Raw genomic sequence first — 26,544 nt, 5'->3', positions numbered from 1 at the left:
GTAATTAAAAAAATATCAAATAGGCTAATAAATATTCTTTTTTATTTCTTGCTAATATACTAATGATATCATGGATTAATTTTAATAAATAAGATCACACAATACACAACGGTAATGATGGTGCTTCTGGATTTTTCAATCTCATCTTGACGATCAAAGGTATTCTCATATGCTTAAAATGATATTCGGGTTACTCTTGCTATTGCCAACTGCACTCTTTTCTGTATCTGATACGCAGGAGGGTTATGAAAACTGCGCCTGCGATGCACCACGATATTGGTATCTGTATTCAAAAGATTCTGGAGTATCTGATCAGACTCAACATTGCAGTTATTCTACTCCCTGCTCATTGCTAGAAGATACGAGTCGATATTACTGTGACAAATATTATAAAAATTGGCAGACGCACCATTACGTATTTAAATACAGCAAAAAATGGACTACAACCCAATATGTAAACTATTATGACAACCATTACGCCAACGAGTTTTATCAATGCCTACTATGCAATGAAAGTGACATCCCCTTTCCTGTTCAAGAGAGCAATGCCACTTATTCTACTCCGTGGAGAAGCGATACACTTGATGCGCCAGCATCACACCAGCAATGTATTGACAGCAACGGTACGATAGAAAGCGGCAAACTCACATGCGTCAATTATGAACGGTGTAAACTGCCTGCCGTGTGCGACGAAACTCAAGCAAACTTTCCAGCCAAAGGCGACAATGAGGAGATCCTTTACCAATGGTCTGGCGTCGATAATAATCTAACGACGGCTTGTGAAGATCTTAATGGGTCAGTTCAGACGGCAAATACACCCTGTGAAGATCTCCACCGCTGTGTCAAGAAGACAGACGAGGACCAACCTATATGCGATGAGTCCATCAGTTCATATGTTTCCCCGCGCGACACCACCTTCCACGAGGAGATCGCGATCAGCGGTTCCGAGTATGGTCTGCACTACTCCTCAGGAGACATTGATGAGAACCGCAGCCGAACCGTCGCCTACGGCTGGAGCCTGAACGGTCACGCGGTTTTCTCCGGAGACAAACTCTATCTGGACAGCACCATCTACGCGGTCGACACCCCCGTCCAGGAGAACGGCAATCTTGTCGTAAAACTTGGAACGCATGAATACCTGTTTGATGCCGAAGGCAAACATGTACTGACACGCGATGCCTACACCAAACAGACAATCTCCTCCTTCCTTTATGATGGTCAGGGTCTGCTTACTACCGTGACAGACGCTTTCAGTCAAACGACGACACTCAACAGGGACGCCAACGGCACCGTCATAAGCGTTACGGCTCCGCACGGTCAGAGTACCTACCTAAACGTAGACGCGAACGGGGATCTGACGGAAGTGCAGTACGAAGATCTGTCGTCCTATGGCTTCACGTATGAGAACCATCTCATGACCCAGGAGACCGAACCAAACGGGAACAGCTTCCTCCACATCTTCGACAGCAATGGGAAAGTTGTCAAAGTTGTTGATGCCGAGCAGGGAGAGTGGCTCTTCGGCCAAAGCAGCGGAGCAACAGCCCTTGACATCAATGTCACCAGGGCTGCCGGCGACGCCGTCGCCTATAAAAAGCATTACCTGGCGAACGGTCTCCTTGTCACGGAAAAGTTCCTCCCTTCCGGCGACACCGTTCTTTACGAGAATGCCGTTGACGACACCCTTTCAAGCACGACAATGTGCAGCGAGAAGACGACCAGTACCTACCTGACGGCAAACGGAGTGCTCGTCAAGGATCCTGCGGAAGGGCGTAGGATCCTTGCTTCCACGACACGGACGGAACCAAGCGGACTCTCCATGCAGACAGCATATACCGCCAGTTACACGATGGACGGAGACAGCGTCTCAAAAGTGGTGCGGACAGCGACAACGAACGGGGCTACGGTAACGAACGAACGTGATTACAGCGGTTCCACCCAGACGACTGTTTCGGCCGAAGGCATCACTTCCAGCCAGACCTATGATGCGGCCAACCGCCTGATGCTCTCCTCGCAGTTGGGCAACCTACTGCCGGTACAGTACGGCTATGACAATGAAGGTAGACTGACCACCGTCACGCAAGGTACCAGAACCACAACGTATGTCTATAATGCGGACGGCCACCTCGACTCAGTCATCGATCCTGACGGACTCACAACGGGCTATGCCTACGACCTCCTTGGCAGACGTACGCAGATCACCCACCCCAACTTGCATACGACAGACTTCCAGTATGACGCCAATGGAAATATGATCGTCCTCACCACGCCGATACCGAGAGACCACTCCTTTAGCTATAACGGCGTCAACAAGCGTGACTCCTATACCTCTCCGCTGGGTAAGGCGACCGCTTACATCTACGACAAGCAAAGAAGGCTGATCACGCTCATGAAGCCGAGCGGCAAGACGGTTGTTACAACGTATAGCGGCGGTCGGGTATCGCAGGTGCAAACACCTGAAGGAAACACAACGTATGGCTACGACTGCGGCGACAATCCTTCCACTGTCATGCGCGGCAGTGAGCAGATCGATTACGGTTACGACGGTGCGCTTGTCACCTCCATCGCCCAAAGCGGCGTGCTAAACCAGACGATGAGCTTGGGCTACAACAGCGACTTTAGAGTCGAGAGCTTCACCTATGCTGGTGCCAGCGAGTCTTATGTCTATAACGGGGATGGCCAACCGACACAGATCGGCGGCGCCCAAATGACATACAGCCCCGAGAATGGCTTGCTTACATCCGTGAACAGTGGTGATATTCACTTCGATCTTCAGATGACCTATAATGATTACGGCGAAACCGATACATCCACTATCAAAGGAACCGGAGTCTATCGATATAACTACCAGATATTGCAGCGTTCACCCGCGGGTAAGATCACCCAGCGCCTTGAGGGTTCAGAAGTGAATCCACTCGCCTTGTATGAATATAAATATAACTCCCTCGGTCGTTTGATTGAAGCAAAAGATCTTTATTCAGGCTCTGTCGAGTCGTATGTATATGATGCCAACGGCAACCGGCAAAGCGCGACGATCAACGGTGTGACGACAACAGCGAACTTCACCCTGGATGACCAGGTGGTCGTCTACGGTCAGAACACATATGCCTATGACGATGATGGTTACCTCTCAGAGAAGACGACGCCGGAAGGAACGACGACGTACGAATACGGCACACTCGGCGAACTCATAAAGGTCGTCAAGCCTGACGGCACGGTGATCGAATACCTTCAGAATGCCAATAACCAGCGTGTCGCCAAAAAGATCAACGGACAGATCGTCGAGAAATACCTCTGGAAGGACCTGACGACGCTCCTGGCGGTCTATGACGGCAATGACAACCTGATCAGCCGGTTCGAATACGCAGCCGGACGGATGCCCTACAAGATGACGACGGGAAGCGGCAAGGTCTTCTACCTGGCATACGACCAGGTGGGGACATTCAAATACGCCTATGAGAAACCTCTCTTCTTATTCCTTGGTGATCGCAAAGCCGTCAAGTACGACACCTACGGGAATATCCTTTCAGATAGCAACCCTGATGTCAAGGTGCCCTTCGGATTCGCCGGAGGCCTCTACGATCCGGATACCAAGCTGACCCGCTTTGGCTACCGCGACTATGATGCCTATACCGGCAAGTGGATGGCGAAGGATCCGATTGGGTTTGCAGGTGGGGACACCAACCTTTATGGGTATGTCCTCGGGGATCCAGCTAATTTTATTGACCCAACTGGCAAATTTGCCTTCTTAATACCACTTTTCCCAACGATAGGTGTGGCAGTTTTGGGCATAGGTTATTCGATCTTAAACCCACCACCAGCGTTTCATCCGGTAGCTTGGGATGACTCATGGGAGAACAATTCCCCCTATTGTGCCAATGACGATAAAATGTTAAGTCCTGGTGAAATTGAAAGATTAAAAAGGGGTGGAATCCACCCACATGATTTAAAAGAAAATTCACGCCAGGATTTGTACAAAAAAAAGAATGGTGATATCGTAGTTAAACGTAAAGGCGGCAAAGGCCCAGGCGAACCAACTGGTCTAAATATCAATGATTTTTGAGGTGGTAAATATGTATAAAAACGAAGTAATTGTGCGCTTAATAATATCTGGAGCGTTAAATGATATAAGTGAAATTGCTGAAAAAATCCATGCGACAAAAATATGGAAAGTTGGTGATCTAAAAAATGAAAAAGGTACAATAGAATATAAAACTAATGGTTGTGAGTTTTCTATTCAGAAGAAAGATATTTTGCATGTAGATAGCATTTTGCATGACCTAATACTACATCTCACACCTCAACAAGAGGGCGTCCTGTCTTCTCTAGATACGGAAAAAAAGCTAAGTATTGTTGTGTACTCAAATGATTTGATGCCAAGTTTTTCATTTACTAAAGAAAGTCTAGAGTTTCTGTGTTCAATCAATGCAGAATTGGATCTGGACATTTATTGCATGAAAGAGTGATTGTTTTACAAACTATGACAACAAGGCTTATCCCGCCTTCTAAAGTGGGATTTACTAATATATGATTTACTGGTTTAAACTGGTATCCTTGAAAAGCGATGCTTAGCAAAAAAAAATATGTTGTTGAGTCCTGACGACGTGGAGATTGACATTGACAAGCCTCATAACCCTATATATGAGAACTCCAAATCATAGGTATACCGACAACCCGTTACGACTATTCAACACGACTAGGATTGATGCGATTGACGTTTCTGATTGTTACCACTAAATGAGTTACGGGTACAACATCTCGTATGCATTTATAGCAATTCTCTAAATTGTCGAAATGATTAATGAAGAGATATAATCCTCTAGCTCCAGTCCATTCTCATTGCTTTTTCGTTCCGCGATCTGTAATGCTTTCTTCGAAAGAAGTTGAGTTAGATTCTGCTTTCTATCGTATTCTTCCAATTTCTGTTTCAATACTTCATTGGCATGCTTTTCTTGCCGTAACTCCAGATACAACTCTAGTGCAAGTACGGCTTTTCTTGGCACTTCTCCCGTTTTAGCCCAATTGTTTTCAATACTGCCTTTCGAATAGCCCAATTTTGATGCGATCCCACCCACATCAATCTCATGCTTTTCTAGTAACTGTAAGAATTCGGTATATGTCACTGAACACGTTCCCAATATAATTCATAGCAATGATACAATATATTATCAAATAAATACATATTTTATTTACATTCATATTCCATAATTCCTAATTTATTACCCATATATATATATTTTATTGTACAATATCAATATTTTATTTGATTGTACCTCAACTTGATTGGATACAATTATAGTTAGGATAGTTGCATGAAAACACAGCCTACTTTTTACAGACAACGATTACTTTTGTCACTGATACATGCATTCAAAAGACCACTCTCCAAATTAGATCTACAAAAACTACTTTTTTTGTTTGTTGAAGAAGTTCAAACTAGTAAGAAAAAGGCATATGAATTCGTCCCATACCATTATGGCTGCTACTCATTCCAGGCTAACGCTGATTTAAGAACCCTGCACAATTATGCTTTCATTCAAATCAACGATGAAGAGAACCTGATCAATGGTCTAGAAAGCGAAGGCAATTCGTTAAGTGGCCTGAAAGAGAAAGATAAACACGCAATTTTGTCATTTGCCAGCAAATATGAAGATCTGTCAGGCAATGACCTTATTGCATACGTTTATAAGAACTATCCGTACTACACATTGCATAGTAAAATCGCCCATAAGTTCTTGGAAAAAAGATATCAAAAAGAGCCAAAGTTGATTGATGATGGTGTAATGCTATTCACCATTGGGTATGAGGGAATTACCTTCGAACATTACGTCAACCTTCTTATCAATAATGACATCAAAGTACTTTGTGATGTCAGAAAAAACCCCTTCAGCATGAAGTTCGGATTTTCAAAGCACATGCTTAAGAGTACACTTGAAAAAATTGGTATTCGATATCTTCACCTCCCCGAGCTTGGGATAGAGTCTGAAAATAGGCAAGAACTTAATGACATTAGCGACTATCAAATGCTTTTCGCAGACTACCAACGCGAGACTATTCCATCAGATGTAGCACAAAATGCTCTCAAATACATTAATGATATTGCCTCTAATGAAAAAATTGCTTTGACCTGCTTTGAAAAAGATATTGAGTATTGCCATCGAGGGGTGATTGCTGAAAATTTGAAAAAAATGTTTGGACTTGGATATAATAATATTTCATAGGTAATCATGTAAGGAAATATTATTTTTTCCAGTCCACGAAAAAGAATTTTTGTAGTAGCTAAAACCTATCCGACCCGTTCGAAAAAATATGGTGAACTGATGTGTACTGCCGGAATTACGGAAAACGGCGATTGGATCAGAATCTATCCAATCCCTTTTCGTACAATGGAAGACTATAAAAAATTCAATAGGTACACCTGGTTAGATGCTGAAGTCACCGCAGATTCCCGCGATCCTCGTCCCGAAAGCTTCCGAATTAATACAAGTACCATGGACATACTCGACAATGTACCCCCTCAAGGAGATTGGGGAAGACGTCGACAATTAATACTTCAAAACTCCAAAGTGTATACCAATCTCTCTTTCATCCTAGACGCTGCAAAGAGCAATAAATTCTCTCTATGTACTTTTAAGCCAACGGAGTATTTGGGCGTCAAAATAGAAGCTAATCTCAAGCCAGCACCTTCCAAGAAGGATGAACTAGAATTCCTAAATTCAACACGATCGTTATTCGATGATGAAGAGACGAGATCCGAATTTACGGCCATGCCCCATATACCCTACAAGTTCAAGTTACATTTTAAAGATGATGAAGGCGTTGAAAGCTCAATGAGTATCATTGATTGGGAAATTTCTCAATTATATTTAAATGAAAAAAATAGACATGGGAAAAATGTTGCGCAGCAAAAGGTCAAAGAAAAACTTGAAACTTTTATTAAAAATAAGGATCTGTATCTCTTCCTTGGTACAATGAAACAAATGCACATTCGAAAAGCAAGAAATCCCTACACCATCATTGGCTTATTCTATCCACCTTTTACAAAGCGATATCAGCCTAGCCTATTTTGAATCTGAGGAACTATTTCAAATTTTTACCACATCAATAAATATGATTTTTAGTCACTATACGACTTTTGCTTCTTGTAGACAGCAGTTCCTTGACTTCTTTCAAACAGATATTGAGCTTATTCACATCGCTTGCTCATCCTGCTGCGTAACTGCTCTTGAATCTAGACACTAGGCGTGTGAAATCTCATCAAGCCCAAGTATCCCCTTTAGTTGTTCAAGATCAACTATTGTAGGCGAATGACTGTGCGCAGATACATACTGCCCATTTGCCTTGACTAAGCGCCCAACGCACTCCCGCAAAAGTTTCTGCGCATCACTGTCAACAAATACTTCCTCGTTTTTAATAAAACGTCGTTCACCTTCTTCTGCCGATGTAAAAATGCCTTCTCTCCCCTCGAAGCTTGCCCCAAATACACCGTTTTCATGGTCTTCGATTGTAATCGTAACCGCCTTCTTATCAAAGAGCAGCGTAATGTGCTGTATTATTCCCACAATGATCCTTTTGTAATTTTCAATCTACATGCTTCCAACATACGTAATGCTCCCCCAAAACACTCAGTCTTCATACTGACATCATTTAACTACTACACTTTTATTCGACAATTATAGACGCATTTCTATTACACTGTCTATCTTGTCATTTCTGAGATGCTTCCTACTTATTCCTTTTAAAAAAGTATCGAACGATTCTCGCCCAGGGACTGTGTGATATCTGTATCTCTACTTCTTCCTTTGCTCGATAGTACTGTTCTTTATCCTCAAGATCCCTTTCTTTGACTTCACGGATCTGTTCATCAGAAAAACCATAAGACCACTTTACCTTCCCTTTTTTGATAAAGTAATGCGACTGGCATGGGAAATCCCAATTCCCGATTGAGGGATCAAGTGAAACTGTTTCTCCATCAAATATCAATTTCCATCCTGCTGGTGATAGGGAGGTAAAAACCTCCCTTTTACAACCACATGCACAGAGATGCAATGTTGTCTTATAGGGGATAGAGATATATAACACTCCCTCATCCGGTTTCTCTGGAATAAATTCGACAAATTCATGTCTCATGTCTTCACCAGGCCAAGGGTATTAATACTAAACATCACCTGTCCTTCATCCACAAGCGATTGGTAGAACCCGAGATGTTGCTTCCATCTTAGGACTGCAATTGCAGCATTAAGCCCATTCAATTCAGCGATCTGGATATTAGTGCTATAAGCGTTATCCACTCCTTCGCTGAAATCAATCATCCTTCTAAGCCCCTTGTGCTCTTCTGCCATAAAGGCGGTAGTGCGCACTGACCCACGCAACACTTTTTCTTCAATTGTCAACCCCATTCCAACATCTATATAGGGGATATCATTCCCATCAAGATAATCGAAAATCAAACGCTTAATTTCACCGCTGTCGATGGAAACAAACACAAAATCCATCTCCTTCAACAGCTCCATATGTTGCTCCGTCATAAAGAGAGAATGCGCGCGTATCCCTTTGTGCATCTTGGAATATATGTCACTCAAATAGTCGACTTTGCTCATCCCTTCATTGAGTTGCTCTATGGAGGGAGCACCCGGAGCGCGGAATGCATTATGTGTCAGGAAAGCATCCCCGTCAAAAAGATGAATCTCTTTAACAGGCGTCTTGGCTATAAAATCAAGGATATAGGACCCTGTCCCACCTAAACCGACAATACCTATCTTTTGCTCCGCAAACATTTCTGTAAGTTCGGTGATCGATGCTCTGCTTGCATTCGTGTCGACGTAGTTGAATACTGAAGTGACATCATCTTCAAGTGGACGGAAACGTTTCGCATCCATTGATGAATCAATCACCTGGGCCTGAGCCTGTAGGATATTGATGTATGTAATCATTTTATGATGATAATCTCTATATCCTCCGCTTGGCTTACTTGAAAAAGACATCTTGGTTATGATACCATTACCATGATTTGTCTCAATAGTTTGATGCATTATTTCATTGATCGGACGTCCGTCCGCAAAGCAGGGCTGACTCCCTGCAAAATGCGCGACGTGCATATTGTCGTAGGCGGCTTTCTCACCTTGAAGCGCCAATGTCGAGACCAATGTTCCTATTGATACTTTTCTTTCAGCAGTCACGTAGGGAACATCATCTATCACCAAGAGTCCTCCTTTTATGTGTACGCTGAAACCTTCATCACGTAATCGTTTTAAATCAGGGCTACGATTTATTAGTTGTGTCGACATTGAACACCATCCCATCTTTAATGACAACGAAACCACCTGGCGCCAATGTACCTTCTGCATTTCCGTGTTCTCCACGTTCATACGTAATTATATAGAGGGTTGTTTGACCACCTGCAGGAATCTTAGCAAGTTCAAGAACCTGTTCATACGTAAGTTTGTGGTCTTTGACCGTAACTGGTCTACCATTGATGATAATGCTATATTCTTTGTTCTGTCCGGGTGCATTACTTCCGTTGTTGTTTTCGCCAGGCATGTATACTCCTTATATAGTCGTCATAGCGATTGAATGGCCACCTCATTGAGATAACCAAAAGGACTCTGCAAGATTCACATCCTAGTGAACCTCTGATATAATTATACACCACTTCAAGACCAAAAAAAAGGTCTTGAAGTACTCTTTTTTTAAAGGACCCATTTGAAATATAAAGCACAAGAAGTCGTTGTCATTATCTTAAATGAGCTTTCCAGAAGCCAATCTGTGGTCCTTTCCAGTTTCGCTGATTTTTATGATGTAAACGAATTAACCCTGGCAAGAAATTTTCGAGATGTAAGAGATCATTTTTATTCCGATGACATTGAATACGTTAGAAAAGAAAAACTTTGGATAGCAAAACGCCCAAGGTTTTTGGACGATTCCTTTATCAAAGCAGAAGAGGCCGTCGTTTTAACCGGTATCCTAAAAAATAGCTCTCACTTTGGGCACTCCCTGTCCCAACAAGTGGGATTAATTGTCAATTACTATAAAAAGAGACGCTATTACAACCTACTTCAGCCGGACACTATTGAAGATGCAGAGCCAATGAAATCATTCTTTGCTACCGTTGAAATGGCCATAAGGGCTGGGCAATATATCAATCTCCATTATCGAAAAAACGGTGAAATAAAGCAGCGCGAAGTTTTACCAATACGAATAGCGAATATGGAATACTACTGGTATCTTATCGGTGAGTTTAAAACAGATTCTGGAAAAGAAATACGTTATCTTGCATTTAGAAAAATTGAAAAGATCGAACCTATTAATAGTTATGCAAAATATAGTGTACTTCGGGAATTGCGGCATCAAGTCAAAGATTCAAACAAAGGTATGAATGCTTTCTACAAACCTTACCAAAAACATAAGAAAGTTAAAGTCATGATCCCAGAACACTTTGAAGAATACATAAAAAGTACACCCTATTTTAGTACTTGGAAGCGCGCTACAGGTTCAAAGATTATTGAAGATAAAAAATATATTTTTTACAATATTATTACTACGGATGGAGATGAATACAGAGATATCATACCGACAATACAAAAATACATGCCTGATGTAGTTGTATGTAATAATGATGAGAATCAAGAACTCATCAGGATAATGAGAGAACGTTCACTTATGTATGCAAAACTACTTGAAGAATCAGGCTCTTAAGTTCATTTGACTTGCGGCGAAAAGAATAGTTTTATCACATACGGTTGCTCCGCATATAAGGTAATTCAATCTTTCATTCCTTGACAGGTTCAATCATTATTTCCAATCAATTATGCTACTATCTTTCAACAATACTTTGATATGAATCTCAAATAACCTATGGACTCTTTCCCGTTAATAAAATCTTTCCCTAATGACAAAACTCTCCGTGTTATATGGTGGTACGGTCCTGTAATCAACACTACATTAAGTTCAAGTGTCCCAATGGTAGAAATATCAACAAAAGAGATTAAATCAAATGGATCTCTATCAAATACTGCACAAGTGTTTAAAGTGCCTCTTACGGAACTGGACATCATTAGGATTGGAAGCGTTTGGGAAGGACAAAGAAAAACTGGACGCAATTGGCAACGGCTGAAACATGAGCAATTTTCTTTCGACTTTACCATTGATGCGCCGGAAGTAATAACATTTAGCAGTAAAGACCCATTAACGTCAAATTACTTTATCCCTTCGAGCCAATACTGGCTAGGGGATATGGGCAAGGTTGCCACATACCATTTTTTGAATTCGACGCTCACCAAACTACGTACCATAAGCGGAGCCACCATATTGATACCAGGGCTTGAATTCCTAACCAGTGCAGTCGTTCCTTACCACAAGCAGTTCAGATCCCACTTACTCCACTACAACCTTCCTGATTTCCTGGAACTGCATGTCAAAAAGGCCAAAGAGGAAGATGTTCGATACGTTATTGAATCCCGAGAAAACCATTTGTCAGAGAATATGACATTGTTGGCATATTTAAAGCTTAATAAGGCTTCGTTCCAAAGACTCAGTCGACTATGGGCGAGTGTGCAAAGGACAAGGGCTATGCCAAATGGGCGGCCCTATGAAGACAGATACCCAGAGGTTCTCCCTTTCCATCCTACAAGCATGGCTCTGAGTGGTAGAGGCCTTTGGGTAGACAATCAGACATTCCTCATCTTGCGTATAACGGGTGTATCACAACCCCAAGATTTCAAAGTCGAATGCCTCGAAACGGAATACCGCACTAACGATCCCGAAAGAACAGATAGCTCTCCAAAGGGTCTCAAAAACCCTAGAATTATTGACCAGGAAGATCTGGGTGTCGACGGAATGAACGACCCAGGGATTAAAACAGGGAGGGCCTTTATAAGATCCGAAGTAAAACTTCTCGGCCCGACTGCGCCTGTGACCAGATCAACCGCGATCAAAGAAATTGAAGGTATGCCCCCCGCCAACCATGAAGGTTATGAAGAGGTGACCGGTCTTTCGTCTGGTGATCCGACCAATAGAAAGGACTCTGAAGGTATCGCGCAGTTGAAGCAGAGTAAAGCGCCAGCGGACCTATCCGGATTACTTTCTAAAACAGTTGATGCACTGACCGAAATGGTCAAAGATGTTGATTCCCAAGTTTCTGATTTTCATTTTGTTGGGAATGATGGCACCGAAAGTCATGGTTCCTCTTACTGTACTATCAGAAAAAAGCAGTTAGATAAAAACATAAAAGGTCGCTGGCATCTTCATAGATACAAAAATCTGAACAAGACGTTATATACATACAGACATTTTCTCTTAGTTAAAATCTATCTAGAAGATGGTAAAAGTGCCTACCTGCTTGAAATTGAAAGGACACAGAAAAGCGATGCTTTTGCAGGTCTTCTTTTCAGTGCCATGTCAAATAATATTACTGCAGATGAAATCGTCAGGCTCCTCCAAAAAGTCGTTCAGCACAAAGGGCGATTTCACGCAGTTGCCAAGTCAGTGGAAGCTGGTGGAAAAATACAAATTAGAAAACTAGAACTACCAGTTTACAAATCATATGTTTTCAGACACAAAGACATTTATAACTCTTTAAAAAATGCTATCAAAAAAGCCTACCAGTCACATATTTTTTGTTGATTGTAATCTAGAGCAAGTGTCTATGTGCCAATGAAGGGAAACCGATTCGTGGGCAGAACGGAGAAAAAGTCACTTAAAAATAAAGTGCACAGCGGGTTTCTCGGCATTCTCCTGCATTGCTTCCATCATTAAATGATGTGACGCATCTGTTGCACTTTTGAACAATGAAGATTTCCCATAACTTCGTAGTCCATAGATCACTTCAGCCATAATATTAGTCATGATAACAAGGAGCAGACATGCAGACAACACAAACGCAATTGAATCATGCACTGCTGCAGACAACATCATTCCTGGAATCATCAACCCAACCAAGACAGAAATCTTACGTGGAGAGACGGTCTTTATCTTTTCACGCTTCTGTCCAGCCGCTATTGCCGTATTAATAAACTTCTGAATTTCTCGTCCATCATCGAACTCATTGAGGAAACGCTGGTTAGCCATGAGCTTGTCAAGCTTTATGCCATTTGGCATAACATCATAGTCATCTTTTTTTTCATCCAAGAGCGTTCGTTTTGGGCTAGATTCCCGTTCCATGTCATAATCAGAAATGAAACCGTCCACAATCATAGATTGCTCTCTAAAATACAACGCAATAAGCGGAGCAAGCAGATACATTGAGGTTAGCGATGCTGTAGGATTTCCTGCGAAAAGTCCAACAAAGTATGTTGAAAGGCTAAATTGTCTGAAATAAGGGCCAAGAATCGGTACCCACTGAAATAGGATTAAAAAGTAATCAAGTACTAAGACGTAATATACTGGCTTGGAAAGGTACCTGTCAATAAAACTAAGCCATTCGCTCCATTTGTTGTATCTTGTAATGGTTTGTCTCGCTAATTCATCTACACTGGCTGCTTGAAGTTCCTTTTTATCCGCAAATTGATTCCCCAACCTCCAGTATCCCGCCTTTCTAGTACTTTTGTGCAGTTGATGAATTAGTTTGTGCGTGCAGTGCCAAAAAATTGGCCCTACTCCATGCCTTATCAAAAGCATCGACAAACAGTTCGGCATCTACAGGCCGATTGAATGTCCCTCGAGCATTTACATTCTTGAGACCGTTGCAAGGTGTCTCAATGCTTCCCTGCTCATATCGAATTCCACGTTTGTCAATAATCATAAAATTGTTCAGTTCCATTCGTTCCGATGCATCATCTTCATTTGCTATAACAATTCCTGTAGATAATGTCTTCACACTGACTCTTTCTTGAAACAGGTCATTATAGGCAGCATACGCAGGGTTTTCATGTAATGGCTTTCTAGAAATAATCTGGAACTGTACTTTTTTCTCGGCTGCAGATTCGAAGGCATTAATGACATCTGACCGGTTATAAAACTCTTCACAAAAACTTGTCGTAAATAATCTTATTTCTTTAGTTGCGCTTTTCACAAGCTCTGAAACCAAAATAGCTGCATGTTCTACAGAATCATTGTCGATTAGACTATCGCTTTGCGTTTTGCTTAGATAACCCAATAACTCTTTATAGTCATTGAGCGAGAGCTCTTCAATTTTCATATAACCCCCTTTACAGGATTCCAAAAAGCGGCAGATTTTGGAATCTGCCGCTTTCTCAACAATATGGCATTCAGCCTTTTAAAATAAAAAGTAGCGAAATCATACCACAAAAAATTGCAGAAATTGCCGACCACACCGTATGAATTCCAGTATATCATGTTTAATTCATATACAGAAAAACAGACACAAAAGTCGATTAAGCCCAAGCCATTTGTTCCCAATTCCTACAACAGTACAATGTCTTCTAAACATCTTTCTCGAAGATATATTACACTTTGACAATATGCAAGATTCTCTCTGGCTGAATATCGACAATTTTTCTATTTAGCACATTACACATGTCATCCAAACAGCAGAGCAGCAACCTTTTTATGTATTACCTGGTGGTTTACAAAGTAAATCATCTAAGGTTATACGATTGACTGACGCAGTATGTTATAAACATCAACCTCTGATTGCTCTAATAATTCTTCAAGAGCTTCTGAACTCTTTTCTAGAGCCAGACTTCGCTCTTCATCAGAAATTGGAATTATTTGCAACCAAGCCACTTTCTTATTTTCAAATTCTATAGTTTCTAATCTATTATCCCAAACAAAGGGAGGGACAAACAAGAGATGCTTCATCTCAATTGATGAATCATACATTGAAATAATATTATCAAAAATCACACCTGGGTAGCATTCCCACTTGGAGTTCATTATGTTGAATGCAGCAGTCGCTAAAACATTCGGAAAATAATCGATATTTGCATACGACGCACCTACTAATTCAACACGAACTTCATATTCTTTCCCATCAATGTATAGAGGTGAGTCAGACAAGCCAATTGTTGCATACGACAATAACTTTTCATCTTCACTTGTCAATATGTCAACACTTTTTTCTTCTTTTTCATCATAGTATCGCCTAACCTTTGCAGTACCACCAAAAGCATCTCTTGCCATTTTTGCTAAAGCTATATTTTCGTTTGATACTTCTGACATATCAACTGCTCCTTAATTACCAAAGTATGTATCTGTTTTATCCTCTCCAGCATGGCTACGATTACTTTGTGGTAGCTCTGGTCTGTAGTGCTCAGGATTATTATGTTCATCAAGAAACTTTTCTCGAGAGATTCCTCTTTCTTCAGCGCTCTTTTGATGTTTTCTAAATTCATATCCTGGTTTATGCCCCATATCCCATGACTTTTCTTTACTCATAAATTGACCAGTTTTAGGATCACGAACTCTGCCGGTCTTAGAATCTGTAGCATTATCCCAAACTTTGTCCCTGACGCCTTTTCTGTAATTTGATGGTCTAGAATAATTAACCTTTTTGGCTGCCTGAACGGCATCACCACCCTTACGCGCGAGCTTTGTTGCCCCAGCCGGAACATACGGAATTAATACTGCAACTGAATCAGCAGCAAGATCTACAACACCTTCACCGACAAGCTTCTGATTTCCTGTCGCATATCCTACACCTATTTTCCCAACATCCCAAACTACGCTCGCAATATCCCACACTGTGTCGATAGGAATGTTCCCATCGGGATCAGACAGAACGATAGGGTTATTGTAAGAATATGTAAAAAGATTCAAATTCCGGGGATTATATACACCATCATTACCTTGACCATTCATATACCGTGAAAGTATTTGGTCAGGATTTTGCCAAACAGAAGTTCTCGGATCATAATAACGCGCTCCGAAGTAATACAATCCAGTCATCTCATCATACTCTTTACCCGTAAACCTGTATGGAGTTCTTTGGGTATTGGAGTGCTCATGCCCAAAAGTCTCACCTGAAGGGAAATATTCCAGATGCTCAAATACTTTTCCGTTACGGTCGGAGATGAAACTTGAGCTTCCCAGATGGTCAAGGTGGTAGTAATACTGCTCTTTTTCCAGAATCGGCTGACTGTTTCCCTTGCCATTGTTATCCGACTCTTTTTTGGCAAGCTTCGTAGCAATCCTTTGGCTACCGACAAAGAAGTGCTTGCTAGAAACTTCACCCTCTCTGATCACGTAGTACGGGTTAACGTAGAATGTCTCGCCCTGTGACGTACGTTTGAGAGTTCGCTCGCCGTCAGCATCATATACATAGTAGCTTGTTTCGCCGTTGTCACTAACCGAAGCAATCCGGTTCTCCTCATCCCACTTAATGACTCTGTTGGTGTGATTCTTGAGGTTCTCCCAGCCGATCTGGTTTCCATTGGCATCATAGGTGAACTTCCGCTCACCAATTCTACTCGCAGCATGTGGCTGCATCCCGGTATAACTGTAAATCCAGTTATAACTAGTCCCTTTCTGCTCAATCCACTTGTCTCCTTCGTACGGCAAACGTTCGTGGAGCTGGTTTTTCGACTGGATATTTCCAATAGTGTCGTAGACCATCTTCAGGTCATAGCGATGCTCATGCCCCTGGCGGGTAACCCAATCTCCATTTGCACCGGTAAGCTGATAAAGGTTGTCATAACTGAAATTTTGCTGCGTCTCACCGCCGAAATACGGGGAATCAACTGGGACCCCTGCTCTATTGTTGATACCAAGAATATTCTGCATAGCATCATAGGCGTAAACGTCGTCCATAAAGGTCCGCTGATCATTGGCTGCAACTATGTTAGCAAGTCTTCTGCGCTCTGGTTCGTACGCATAGGTCATCGTTGTATCATTGGCATAACGTACAAATACACGTTGACCAAACTTGTCATAAGTCAATGTCTTGAGGTAGTCATATTTATGACTACCTTTTCGACCTTCCATTGCGCTCAATTTTCCACCGCGGTCATAGGTATGCGTCAGTACTTCACCATCAGGATACGTAAGCTCCCGTAGACGGTTCCATGTATCATACCGGTAGCCTGTAATATACGTCTTCGGCTCAGTGCCTGTAAAAGTGAAGAGAGTACGCGTTTCCTTTGTCGTCTCACCCAACTTACCGTATTCGAAACGGCGTATGCCACTGCCGTCGGTAATACTTATGACGCGTCCAACGTTGTAGTTCGATGCATCGTCCCCGTAGGTGTAAGTGGCATTGTTCTGCGGGTTTTCTGGATAGGCAATATGACTCAGACGGTTGTAATCGTACTCATAGCTGATAGACTTGCCTGTAGCCCGAAGGTTTGGAGTGATTTTCTCTATTACATTGCCCGCGGCGTCGTATACTGACTTGATTAACCCCGTATCAGGGTTACTGATGTCGGTACGTCGGCCAGCCAAGTCATAAACAGCCTGAGTAAGATTTTCTTTGTCATCAAGAACGCTGATTAGTTCGTTTACCGCATTGTAACTGTAGCTCGTCCAGATATCTTCTTGTTCTGCCAATGGATTGTGCTGCAGAACTGAGGTGATCCTATTCCGGACGTCTTTGAAGTTTTCAGCCTCGTTGCCGTTAGCGTCAATACGGAGCGTATGGAAGCGCATAACGCCTTGACGGTCTGCACCAAAGTCATAAGCGTTGGCAAGGGTAGCACCGTCAGGCAAGGTTGTTAGCGTTTTCCGATCAAGGATATCGTAATGCGTTCTCGTTGGAGCGATATTATCTATGTCTGTGTTGAACGTTTCTTTAGAAGCTGGCATTTCTGAAACGGGATAGTACACAGCTACAGTACGACCAAAGCTGTCAAACACTATGTGGCCAGATACAACCATGCCGTCAAGTGCCACTCCATCTTTGTCTTCATCTATTGCGGCGTCTTTTTTCGTTTGGACAACCCGCATCAAACCGTCGATGAAAGTAACGGTATCAATAGTGTCCGGACGGCCTTCGTCGTAATGCTCTGTCACGGCATAAGGCGTCTCTTCCTCCGGGTAGTAATGATGTGTAATTGTCGTATCGCCTGTACCTGCTTCGAGCGGGCCGGTGATCGTTTCGACACGTCCCTTTGCATCAAGTGTAGTGACAACGGGTTGATTATTTATATCAGTCTGATTCGTCTGTACGCCGAATCTATAATCGTAAGCCGCAGTGGCGGTGTAACCAAAGCTATCATGCATAACGGTCGTATATGTATTAACGACGTCGTCCATAACGTAATGGACCGCATACCGCTGTCCCTTATGGTTTGGTGGGTTGGTGATGCTTTCAAGGTTACCGTATGCATCGTACGTCATGTCAGTATTGAGTGGAGCCGCTCCAGAGTTAACTCTCACTTGCGTTACCGCACCTCTTTCGTTAACAGTCGCTTCACGGTGGCGTAAAAGGTTGTTGCCAGCATCATAAATGTGTATTGTTTGGGGCACGGATAAGATATAAGCATCAAGATCCTGGTAATAAGTGACATAGGCCTTGTAATCGTCAGACGGGTCACTCATCTCACCATAATCCGTCTGGGTCCGTATATTCCCGTACCGATCATATGTATACTCCAACACCATGCGCTGACCAGCCTGGGCTGTCCCTTCGTAGTACAGCGTCTGTTGGCGCTGCAGCTGCGGGAATGTCACGCGACCGTCTTCATCTTTCTCCTCATCACTCATTGTCTGCTGAGTAAAGATGTCCACAGTGTTGTAACTATTAAAGTTCTCGACGTAAGTCCGGTTGGCATCGTCAATCACTTTGGAATAATCAAGCAAACCCTTTTCATAGTAGTTCCCATTAATATAATGGCTGACGGTTTTACGATATACGCTATCGCTATTCGCCGTGTCTAAATCTACAGCCGTCACCCATGCGAAGCCATAGAATTCTCGTTCATGGCGATCATAATACCCGTCTTTATAGTAGAGACGTTTTTTCATAGTATCTGCACCGTCTCCGCTATGACCATCAAAGACTTCGACCGTATCAAGAACCCACTTGCTATGCGGATTTTGGTAAGTATTTCCACTGCGTTTATAATCAAGATTGATCACAGCTCCAAGTGGACGCTCAACACTTTTAAGAAGATTCGTCCTACCGATAGTCGAACGCTTGACAGCAAGGTTGTTCGAATCGGAAGAGCTTAAATAATCAGGATAGCCGTCTCCGTCAATATCACTGAGCATAGCTTTGTCCCTGCTGCCACCCTCGCCGACAGAGCCTCCGGGATTCACACAGAAACGAATCGGAGGCAATGGGATATTGACACAAGCGGTGATATAGCCATTGGCATCGCCGCTAAGAGTCTCGCTCTCATAAAGACCGCCTGCGCCACTCCATTCAATTGTATCCGTATAGCCGTTCCCGGTGTTGATCCTTGCCATGACTGAACCGGCACCATTGATATAAACCTCGTCAATCAACCCATCACCATTCAGATCGCTCAGTGTGTGTTTGTGCTTATTATCAGATGTATTGATTGACAACCCGGCGCTGATACTGTAATTCACCAGGTTGATACTCGCGCCAGCACCAAGGGATTCGCTCTCTCCCGTTTGAATCTCTCCATAACCCCACTCCTCGGCAACATCAGTAAAGCGGTAGCCCAGATTCAACCGTACATTGCCGTTCTTGTCAACGCGGTCGGGAAGTCCATCCCCATTGATATCCCGATAAGAGTATTCGCCTTGATCATCGCAAGAACCCGCATAACCGGAAAGACCGGCACTTGGGTCATTACTGTCAGCGGCGTAGGCATTCGAGCTCCCCGACGTCACGAGCTCAGCGAAAGCAAACGTTCCGGCACTAAGCGTTTCTGAATGCGCCTCTCCGTAGGTCGGGAAACCGCCAATAATACCGCTGCTAATATTACTATCAAGCGAACCATACCGGGTCGTATACTGCAGCCGGTCATTGCCGACGATATCCGGGTATCGGTCCCCATTCATGTCGATAAAGTCCGTTAACGTCTTATTGGTCTGATCAGAAACGGAGACACCCAGCAAGAAGCCGGCCGAATAACCTTGAGCCTCGCTTTTCATCACCTTGCTAATCCCACGAACCGGTACGCCGTTTTCACCATCAACCGCAATTGGGTTGTCCTGCTCGATACTCTTAAGGCCAAGCCGCGATGCACTGATCGTCGTGCGTCCCAACTGGGTATCGGTATCAACACCCTGCCAGAGATCAGCTTCGCTTCTGGCGAACATGATAATGAACATAGACGTTGCCGGGTCATAACCGTAGGTGTCGAAAGCGTTCTGCAGATCGTCTTTGCTGTTTGCATTGTCGAAGGCACCGGCGCCTGCGCCTCCACCATTAATACCACTGAAGCCCAGGAGACTTTCCATGATCGGCATAGTTGAGCGTCCATCATTTGCGTTGTAAACGAACTGCCCCCAATGACGATACATTGGACCAAAAATACTAAATGCTCTTCGTGCATGCACGCCGGCTTCATGATACAGGGTAATATTGTTGTCGATTTTGATTGAAACGGAAGCATCGTTTTGTCCCAGAAATGTCGCGAAATCACGATCGTTGGTGTGGTACTCAAAATAAATGCCATGCTTGTCTGTCAAATCAACGTTGTATGACTGCAGCGGGGTCACTAGCGAGCCGTCCTGGTATTCCACAACCTGCTTACCCAGCAATTCCGCATTTCGTTTGATACTGAAAACGGCACGGCCGTTATCATATGCCCCCAACACCAGTAACGGTTTGATCTTTGCCGAAGACATGTTCGCATCCGGAACCCATGGAATGGAAGCAACATACTCAGTAGAAAAAGTCTGTACTGTAGGTGTTGCATGAAGTTTCAAGAGGGCTACGTTGTTCTCATCGAAAAGAGTGATATTTTCGGGTGAGGCGACGTAAACTACTGTTGGAGTCCACACGACCTTCGACCAATCTACGTTGGTGTCTGAAACGACTTCAAAGCGGTATTTTTCCTCTTTCAACACATCTCGGTTTGGCAGGACGACCGTAGCATTTTGCTCAGCGCCACGGCCCATATTCTCCTCCCAGAGCACTGTATCCCCATTCTGTGAATCCACTTTCACAAAACGTAAGATGACATCATCACTTGTCACTGTCTTACTAAATGTCGATTGAATGGAAACTGTACCCTCAATCGGCATCGTAACGTCGTACCCGGAGAGAAGAAAATCCTCTTTGGCATCGTATTGGTAAACCGGCAAGTTATTTGCGTCAAGGCGGTCAGTTTTATCCGTATAGGAGATAATTGGTGCCCAACTCACCTTATCGTACATGCCATCATTAATTGAATCGACGCGGAAATAGATACGATCACCCTGTTGCACCGCAACGGAGCTAACGCCGGTCGGAGTCTTGGTAGCATAATCGTCAGAGGCAATCTTCTCACTCCAAAGCGTAACTTCCCTGTGTTCGATTGAAACCATAACACCATCAGCTTTCAGATAATCCGGCCGCTCTTCACTGGTATCCTGAATGAGATTTACCGGTGCATAGATTGAGACAACCCCCGCCTCCGGCGCCTCCCATACTTTGACAGTATCATGCAGCGGGTTTTCGCTGTCCAGCTGGGCACGTTCTTCAGCGGTTTGTTCCGGGATCCACCCCTCGGAATTCACCGAGCCGCTCTGCGCAATCGGGTTGGGAGTATCTGCACTGTTTAGGGTAAAGATCGGCTTGCCTTCGCTGTCGATATGGTTGTAATAGACGACTCCTTTTTTTACTACATCAATCAGACCATCACCGTTTACATCGGAGAAATAGATATCCGTTGTCGTCGTTGTCTTGCTTTTATTTACGCCGGCAAACGCATAATAGTGTGCTTCTGCACCCCTGTTTGAAGAATTCGACTTACTGTGGTGGAAGGCACCTACTCCATAAATCAGTTTGGCGACGCCAAAGCGTTCAATCCCGGAGTGTGAAAGGTTCTTTTTGTATTTGAGGTGATCGCCATCGTCAAATACCTGATCTGGCAAGGAGTCGCCATCAATATCGACAAAAGCTAGTACGCCGTTATCTTCGGTCCAGCTGGATCCAGCCTTGCCCCCGACAGTAAACGTTTTGGAATTCGTGTCGCCGACAGGCCCAACCGTTGCTGAAGCACTGAGCGTCTTGGTTTTTGAAATAGAACCGCTCAAAGCCGAGAGGAACCCGATCTGCGATATCACGCTGCTGCTCTTCACCTCCGGAGCAGACTGAATAACATAAACCTTCTGTCCGTTGACAATCGCACTTCTCAGTGCCGGCGCAGTTACCGATGCAGTACTTGCCCCTTCATCGGTCGCAGCAGTACTATTGCTATCGGTAGCAGCGTTGGCACTCTGCAGTGTACGCGTTGGATCCGAAACAGCCCCCATGAGGTCAGCAACCTTCACCGGTGAAATGTTGTCCCCATCTGCCGCCATAAAGACGTATTCTCCCCAGCCGCGGTAGAAGACCTCGTAGTTAAGTGGCAATTCGGAAAGACCCGCCGCATCAAACTCGACAGTTTTGCCGTTCAACGTTGCGTCCGGATGCCAATAAGTTGTTTCGACGCCGGACACCGTTCCAAGACTGCTATAATCGACATAGACGTCCTGCCCTTGGGTAACGTCAACACTCAACGGCTTATAGGCCCCAGTCATTAATGTTTGCATTGTTATTTGCTGCTTGGCCAGCAGTTCGCCGCCGGACTTGACAGTGAAGTTTAACGGTTCTGCTCCATCCCATGTTCCTGGTACTGCTGCGTCGAAAAGCATCGTTCCATCTGACGGCACGCTCCAGGCCGTACTCTCTTTCAAGGGACGGTAAAGTGTAAAGGCGGGCCGAATCTCCGTGGCCAAAGCCGGCAGATCGACATCTCCGAGGATCACCCGGTCGATGAAACGTTTCTTCATACTTTTGTATGTAACAACCGGTTTCCAAACAATCGCTTTTGCATCGATAGGACTTTGCGTGGAAACGACAGCAAATACCTTGTCTCCCGCTTCAACATCGAATTCGCCATATTCCGGTTCTTCTTGCAGCTTATTCTGTGCCTTACTGGCATAGCTCCACAGGACACTGCTTTGATCTGAAGCCGCACTGTATTTCACAAGCGAAAGGTTGACATCATCCGAAAGGGATTCTTTGAGAATTTCTCCTTGTACAATAATGGTACCGCTGTAAGGCAAGTCGGCAGCAGCAGCCAACGGAAGGAATTCTTTCGTATAGCTGTAGTCATACAGAGGTAGGTTGTTCGCGTCAAACGTGCCTACGGGTTTATCCAAATACGAAACCGCAGGGCTCCATGAAACGACGTCATTAAACCCGTTAGAAAGGCCATGAACTCTGAAAAGAATCAAATCGTCTTTTTGAACAATGATTGCATCAGTGCCTTCAGGGTATTTGACGTTGAAATCGTCCGGAGCAATTACTGTATTCCAAACCTCACGATCCTGGTGTTGCACCGAGACGCGCACACCATCTGCTTGGTCGTTTGTCCCCACGGAAACAAGGGCAAGCGGAGCATCAATAGCGACCGTCCCAGCAAAAGGTGCTTGCCAGACACGGATGTAATCCAGCGCTGTGTCATCCCCGCTGGAATATATCAGGTCCGCTACGCCGTCACGGGCTGTTTCCGCAATGGCTTCGTCATCAACACCCTGCACGGACACCTGAACATGCTCAAATCCACTTTTGCTACTTAAGCCTTCCGCCAGGGCATTCCCCTTGGATACGATACCCTCAAGATCAAGGTTGAGACGCGAATGTTCATTCACATGGGAGAGGGCTTCCATCAGCCCTTTAATACTGGTCTCTGTACTCGAAGTGGAAACCACAGACGATGGTGTCGCCATCGGCGTTGTCGTTGCCGATCCGGATGTACTTGTAGTAACCAAAGGTGCCGCAGGAACTGTCGTTTCATTGGAAGGTACGGCGTCGTAAGCAACAGGGTCCACAGACCACTGCTTCTTCTCCTTTTCGAACGGTGCGTATTTGCCGTCTTTCCGGACATCGTCAAAATAATTGAATGTATGGGTGTTAAAGAGTGACCCTTCCGCATCGTATTGTTCAATCTTTTTGAGAAGCGTCTTCTCGAAGGCACCCTTCGTATATTCAAATGAATATGTGCGGAACGTAGTTTCCTGGAAACGGATTTCCACTTTTCTCAAGAGATCTGCAGTAACCCGTTTAAAGCCTAGTCTTGCACTTATCGTAATATCGTCTCGGCGGGGCTCTTGCAGATCCCGGTCACGGATGAACACAACGTCATATGCCCCGTCATCTCCGTTGAATCCGGTATAATTGATTTTCTTAACATAAAGTTCGAATCCATCAACGCCTCCTTTTCCATCACCCATACCGGAATCCCGCACCTTCTCGTACGTATAATTCACAGTATTGCCATAGACGTCGATTGACTGTACAAGCGCCCAATGTCCAATATTGCCAAACGAATCGGTTAACACCGCTGCATGGTCGACCCCGCTAGATGGTTTACCCCCATAAAAGCTCTTTGCACCATTTTTAGACGTCACTTCCCACCAATAGTGCTTCGGATCACTCCCGTGCCTGACAACTTTATTGAATGTCCCCTCTACACGAGGGTAAAAACGCTTCTCGGATGTCCGGGAAACCGGTGCACTACGATGCGCCTGGGGAGCAAGCTGCTGCCCTCCAAGCATATATGTTTCACTTTCATTATCATCGTAATAGTGCGGTACACCCCACCTCGTATCAATACCGACACTCGGTGTCGAAAGGTTCCATCCAAGTCCCATCCATGAATTCGAAGAACCGGAACTATAGTTGACATTTAGCTGCGGCATCATGCCGTGTCTTCCGCCAGGAATCTCCAGAGGATAACTCAATTGCGCATCCCCCTGCGTTGACGCCTTCGGTGGCTGGATAAGATTGATCTTTGCGCCAGGATTCGCCACTTTTAGATCTTTAATCTGCGTAGCGCCATATGCCTTTGCCTGCGGGGCATCGGGAGTTTTAATGACGGCATTGATCATATCCGTAAAGTGGGTAGTTGTCGAGGCAACTACTCCCGATGCAGCCGCTACTTTCGGCAGAGGCAGCCATCGCCCGGTCTCTTCGTCAAAGAAATATGTCTTGACATCTTTGGCGCTACTCCCCTTTGGAAGCTTACTCTCGTCGTAAGCCAACTCCAGCCGGTTTTCCTTATCGAACTTGGTTCCATGTGGCAAGAAGCGATAACCCTGCTGATCTTTGGTGACATTGACCATGCCTGGATCCAGCGGGGGGAGATCCCTCTCTCCAAGAGTAGAGACCTTGATTTGGCGATTTGCTTTCAATGCCTGCTTCTGTACCTCAAGCGTTGCTTCACCCAATGTAATACGAGTTGTCTTCCCAGCTCTTGCCAAGACGCTTCGGGTTTGCAAGACGGGCTGCTTTCCACTGAGAAGCGCGACACCGCTCTCGCTGAGTTGCACGCTTTTTGCTTGCATAAGGGCTAGCGTCGTATTGACTGCGACCTTTTCGTTTAACGTGGTGCCATTTTCCATCACTGCGTGGACTACAACTTCTTTTGTGCCCTTTACCTTGACGAGACTCTCAAAAGCTCCCCCGTTGACAGGTACAGCCTTCCCGTCAACCGTCACTTTTTTGATGTTTTGGCCATTTGCCTGTACAAACCCCCGAATATAGGCATACTCTTTATATGATAGGCCCTTCTGGGGCGTGAACACTGCAAGGCGAGCACCCGCAGTTTGCTCAAGCTTCTTGGCAGTCGAAAGGGAAAGCACTGCATTGCTTACTGAGTAAGGTTCAGGAATCTCTCCTCTCTCATGATTGATGAATTTGACTCGGTTAAAGCCGGCATGGAGTGATTCCGGATTAATCTCTTCGCGGACATGAACCTTCTTCTTTGCCCCATTCGTGCTTGTCGCCTGTATTAGTAAACCGCCCAAAGCGAGTTCGTCGTTAATAGCTCGGATCACGCTGGCGCCGCCACTGACGCCCTCCACGTCATACTCCAGCCATGCGCGGGCGATCTGGCCAGCATGCAACGCCGTCGTCAACGCAAACGTCGTGCTGCCATACTCCTGTTTCACTGACTTTTGCATTGGATAGACGTTACGGTATCCATCTTTGATACCCGTATCATCGAAAACGCGACTGGAAGAGTTTTCTATCTTCTGGTCAGACAAGAATTGAATCTCTCCTACACCTCTGCCATTTTTTTTCGAAGGAACCATTGAAATACGGATTTTTTCAGCGGCAATCGGTTCTGCCACGGAATAAGTATGCCACTGAGAAGAAGGTTGTTTAAGACCACTCCACGCCTGGCACTGTTCCCATACTCCATTGATGAAGTAGTCAACGCTGATTTCGTAGTCTGTTCCCCCTAGAAGCTTCAAACCTTTCAGGAGTACCGGAGCATTGAAATCACGTTCAACCAGTACAGCTTTTTCAGGTGAAAAAACAGAATGATTATTTCCATCAAACATCAGTAAAGATGGGTCTGATTCCTTATGAGAATTTTGCTGTGCCCCCAAAAGAAAAGGAGCGGTCACACTCCTTACAGATGCCTGGGCAGTGCCTATCGTAGAGGAAAAAAGAAAGACCGAAGCGAGCACCGGGGAAATGACTGTTGAAAGCTTTCTCATAAAATGAAACATTCTCATCCTTTTAATTTCGTATTATGTCGG

The 26,544-nt window shown here is 44.4% G+C and carries 15 protein-coding genes; 6 read left to right on the top strand and 9 right to left on the bottom strand.

The window, feature by feature from the left end; all coding sequences use genetic code 11:
* Positions 1-169 precede the first annotated feature (169 nt).
* Positions 170-4,060: an RHS repeat-associated core domain-containing protein gene (locus tag ACM66T_RS01165; protein ID WP_231019809.1), complete on the top strand. Its 3,891-nt coding sequence runs from the start codon at positions 170-172 to the stop codon at positions 4,058-4,060.
* A 10-nt stretch (positions 4,061-4,070) separates the two neighbouring features.
* On the top strand, positions 4,071-4,463 hold the full coding sequence (locus tag ACM66T_RS01160) for a DUF4279 domain-containing protein (protein WP_231019807.1): 393 nt from the start codon (positions 4,071-4,073) through the stop codon (positions 4,461-4,463).
* 315 nt (positions 4,464-4,778) lie between these two features.
* Here the strand turns inward: ACM66T_RS01160 and ACM66T_RS01155 are convergent, their stop codons facing one another.
* Entirely contained in the window at positions 4,779-5,120 is a 342-nt protein-coding gene (locus ACM66T_RS01155; protein WP_231019805.1) for a hypothetical protein, read from the bottom strand.
* A 189-nt stretch (positions 5,121-5,309) separates the two neighbouring features.
* Between ACM66T_RS01155 and ACM66T_RS01150 the strand changes: the two genes are divergently transcribed.
* Together ACM66T_RS01150 and ACM66T_RS01145 are read left to right on the top strand one after the other, a co-directional pair.
* On the top strand, positions 5,310-6,218 hold the full coding sequence (locus tag ACM66T_RS01150) for a DUF488 family protein (protein WP_231019803.1): 909 nt from the start codon (positions 5,310-5,312) through the stop codon (positions 6,216-6,218).
* A 99-nt stretch (positions 6,219-6,317) separates the two neighbouring features.
* A complete protein-coding gene (locus tag ACM66T_RS01145; RefSeq protein WP_231019801.1) occupies positions 6,318-7,067 on the top strand; it encodes a hypothetical protein in 750 nt (249 codons plus the stop codon).
* A gap of 168 nt (positions 7,068-7,235) precedes the next feature.
* Here ACM66T_RS01145 and ACM66T_RS01140 read toward each other — a convergent pair whose 3' ends face one another.
* The 4 genes from ACM66T_RS01140 to ACM66T_RS01125 form a co-directional block, all read right to left on the bottom strand.
* Positions 7,236-7,559 carry a hypothetical protein gene (locus ACM66T_RS01140; protein WP_231019799.1) on the bottom strand — a complete coding sequence of 108 codons (324 nt, stop codon included), beginning with the start codon at positions 7,557-7,559 and terminating at the stop codon, positions 7,236-7,238.
* Positions 7,560-7,722: 163 nt separating this feature from the next.
* On the bottom strand, positions 7,723-8,127 hold the full coding sequence (locus tag ACM66T_RS01135) for a DUF6527 family protein (RefSeq protein WP_231019797.1): 405 nt from the start codon (positions 8,125-8,127) through the stop codon (positions 7,723-7,725).
* A complete protein-coding gene (locus ACM66T_RS01130; protein WP_231019795.1) occupies positions 8,124-9,284 on the bottom strand; it encodes a ThiF family adenylyltransferase in 1,161 nt (386 codons plus the stop codon). Before ACM66T_RS01130 ends, ACM66T_RS01135 begins: the two co-directional genes overlap by 4 nt.
* Positions 9,259-9,537, bottom strand: a complete 279-nt coding sequence (locus ACM66T_RS01125; RefSeq protein ID WP_231019793.1) for a multiubiquitin domain-containing protein — start codon at positions 9,535-9,537, stop codon at positions 9,259-9,261. The genes ACM66T_RS01130 and ACM66T_RS01125 overlap by 26 nt, the downstream gene beginning before the upstream one ends.
* A gap of 162 nt (positions 9,538-9,699) precedes the next feature.
* Here ACM66T_RS01125 and ACM66T_RS01120 point away from each other — a divergent pair, with 162 nt between their 5' ends.
* Together ACM66T_RS01120 and ACM66T_RS01115 are read left to right on the top strand one after the other, a co-directional pair.
* Complete coding sequence (locus ACM66T_RS01120; RefSeq protein ID WP_231019791.1) at positions 9,700-10,692, top strand: WYL domain-containing protein; 993 nt, start codon at positions 9,700-9,702, stop codon at positions 10,690-10,692.
* Between the two features lie 264 nt (positions 10,693-10,956).
* Complete coding sequence (locus ACM66T_RS01115; RefSeq protein WP_231019789.1) at positions 10,957-12,618, top strand: hypothetical protein; 1,662 nt, start codon at positions 10,957-10,959, stop codon at positions 12,616-12,618.
* 69 nt (positions 12,619-12,687) lie between these two features.
* On the opposite strand, the gene ACM66T_RS01110 is transcribed toward ACM66T_RS01115, so the two are convergent.
* The 4 genes from ACM66T_RS01110 to ACM66T_RS01095 all read right to left on the bottom strand — a co-directional run bounded on the left by ACM66T_RS01110 (position 12,688) and on the right by ACM66T_RS01095 (position 26,514).
* The gene (locus tag ACM66T_RS01110; protein ID WP_231019787.1) at positions 12,688-13,509 is read right to left on the bottom strand and encodes a hypothetical protein; all 822 of its coding nucleotides are present in this window, start codon (positions 13,507-13,509) and stop codon (positions 12,688-12,690) included.
* A 19-nt stretch (positions 13,510-13,528) separates the two neighbouring features.
* Entirely contained in the window at positions 13,529-14,131 is a 603-nt protein-coding gene (locus ACM66T_RS01105; RefSeq protein WP_231019786.1) for a hypothetical protein, read from the bottom strand.
* Positions 14,132-14,541: 410 nt separating this feature from the next.
* Positions 14,542-15,114 (bottom strand): suppressor of fused domain protein, encoded by a 573-nt coding sequence (locus ACM66T_RS01100; RefSeq protein WP_231019784.1) that lies wholly within the window; start codon positions 15,112-15,114, stop codon positions 14,542-14,544.
* 12 nt (positions 15,115-15,126) lie between these two features.
* Positions 15,127-26,514: a SpvB/TcaC N-terminal domain-containing protein gene (locus tag ACM66T_RS01095; RefSeq protein ID WP_283949355.1), complete on the bottom strand. Its 11,388-nt coding sequence runs from the start codon at positions 26,512-26,514 to the stop codon at positions 15,127-15,129.
* Between the last annotated feature and the right edge of the window lie 30 nt (positions 26,515-26,544).

It is taken from the genome of Sulfurimonas sp. ST-25 (assembly GCF_048079205.1).
In the GTDB taxonomy this organism is placed as follows: Bacteria; Campylobacterota; Campylobacteria; order Campylobacterales; family Sulfurimonadaceae; genus Thiomicrolovo; species Thiomicrolovo sulfuroxydans.
This window is presented reverse-complemented; position numbering and strand designations above follow the sequence as displayed.

What these genes read in the sequence shown, in the direction of transcription:
- ACM66T_RS01130 (WP_231019795.1), bottom strand. Translation starts at nt 9,284, where the DNA reads ATGTCGACACAACTAATAAATCGTAGCCCTGATTTAAAACGATTACGT.
- ACM66T_RS01105 (WP_231019786.1), bottom strand. Translation starts at nt 14,131, where the DNA reads ATGAAAATTGAAGAGCTCTCGCTCAATGACTATAAAGAGTTATTGGGT.
- ACM66T_RS01100 (WP_231019784.1), bottom strand. Translation starts at nt 15,114, where the DNA reads ATGTCAGAAGTATCAAACGAAAATATAGCTTTAGCAAAAATGGCAAGA.
- ACM66T_RS01115 (WP_231019789.1), top strand. Translation starts at nt 10,957, where the DNA reads ATGGTAGAAATATCAACAAAAGAGATTAAATCAAATGGATCTCTATCA.
- ACM66T_RS01150 (WP_231019803.1), top strand. Translation starts at nt 5,310, where the DNA reads ATGAAAACACAGCCTACTTTTTACAGACAACGATTACTTTTGTCACTG.
- ACM66T_RS01145 (WP_231019801.1), top strand. Translation starts at nt 6,318, where the DNA reads ATGTGTACTGCCGGAATTACGGAAAACGGCGATTGGATCAGAATCTAT.
- ACM66T_RS01165 (WP_231019809.1), top strand. Translation starts at nt 170, where the DNA reads ATGCTTAAAATGATATTCGGGTTACTCTTGCTATTGCCAACTGCACTC.
- ACM66T_RS01125 (WP_231019793.1), bottom strand. Translation starts at nt 9,537, where the DNA reads ATGCCTGGCGAAAACAACAACGGAAGTAATGCACCCGGACAGAACAAA.
- ACM66T_RS01095 (WP_283949355.1), bottom strand. Translation starts at nt 26,514, where the DNA reads ATGTTTCATTTTATGAGAAAGCTTTCAACAGTCATTTCCCCGGTGCTC.
- ACM66T_RS01135 (WP_231019797.1), bottom strand. Translation starts at nt 8,127, where the DNA reads ATGAGACATGAATTTGTCGAATTTATTCCAGAGAAACCGGATGAGGGA.
- ACM66T_RS01160 (WP_231019807.1), top strand. Translation starts at nt 4,071, where the DNA reads ATGTATAAAAACGAAGTAATTGTGCGCTTAATAATATCTGGAGCGTTA.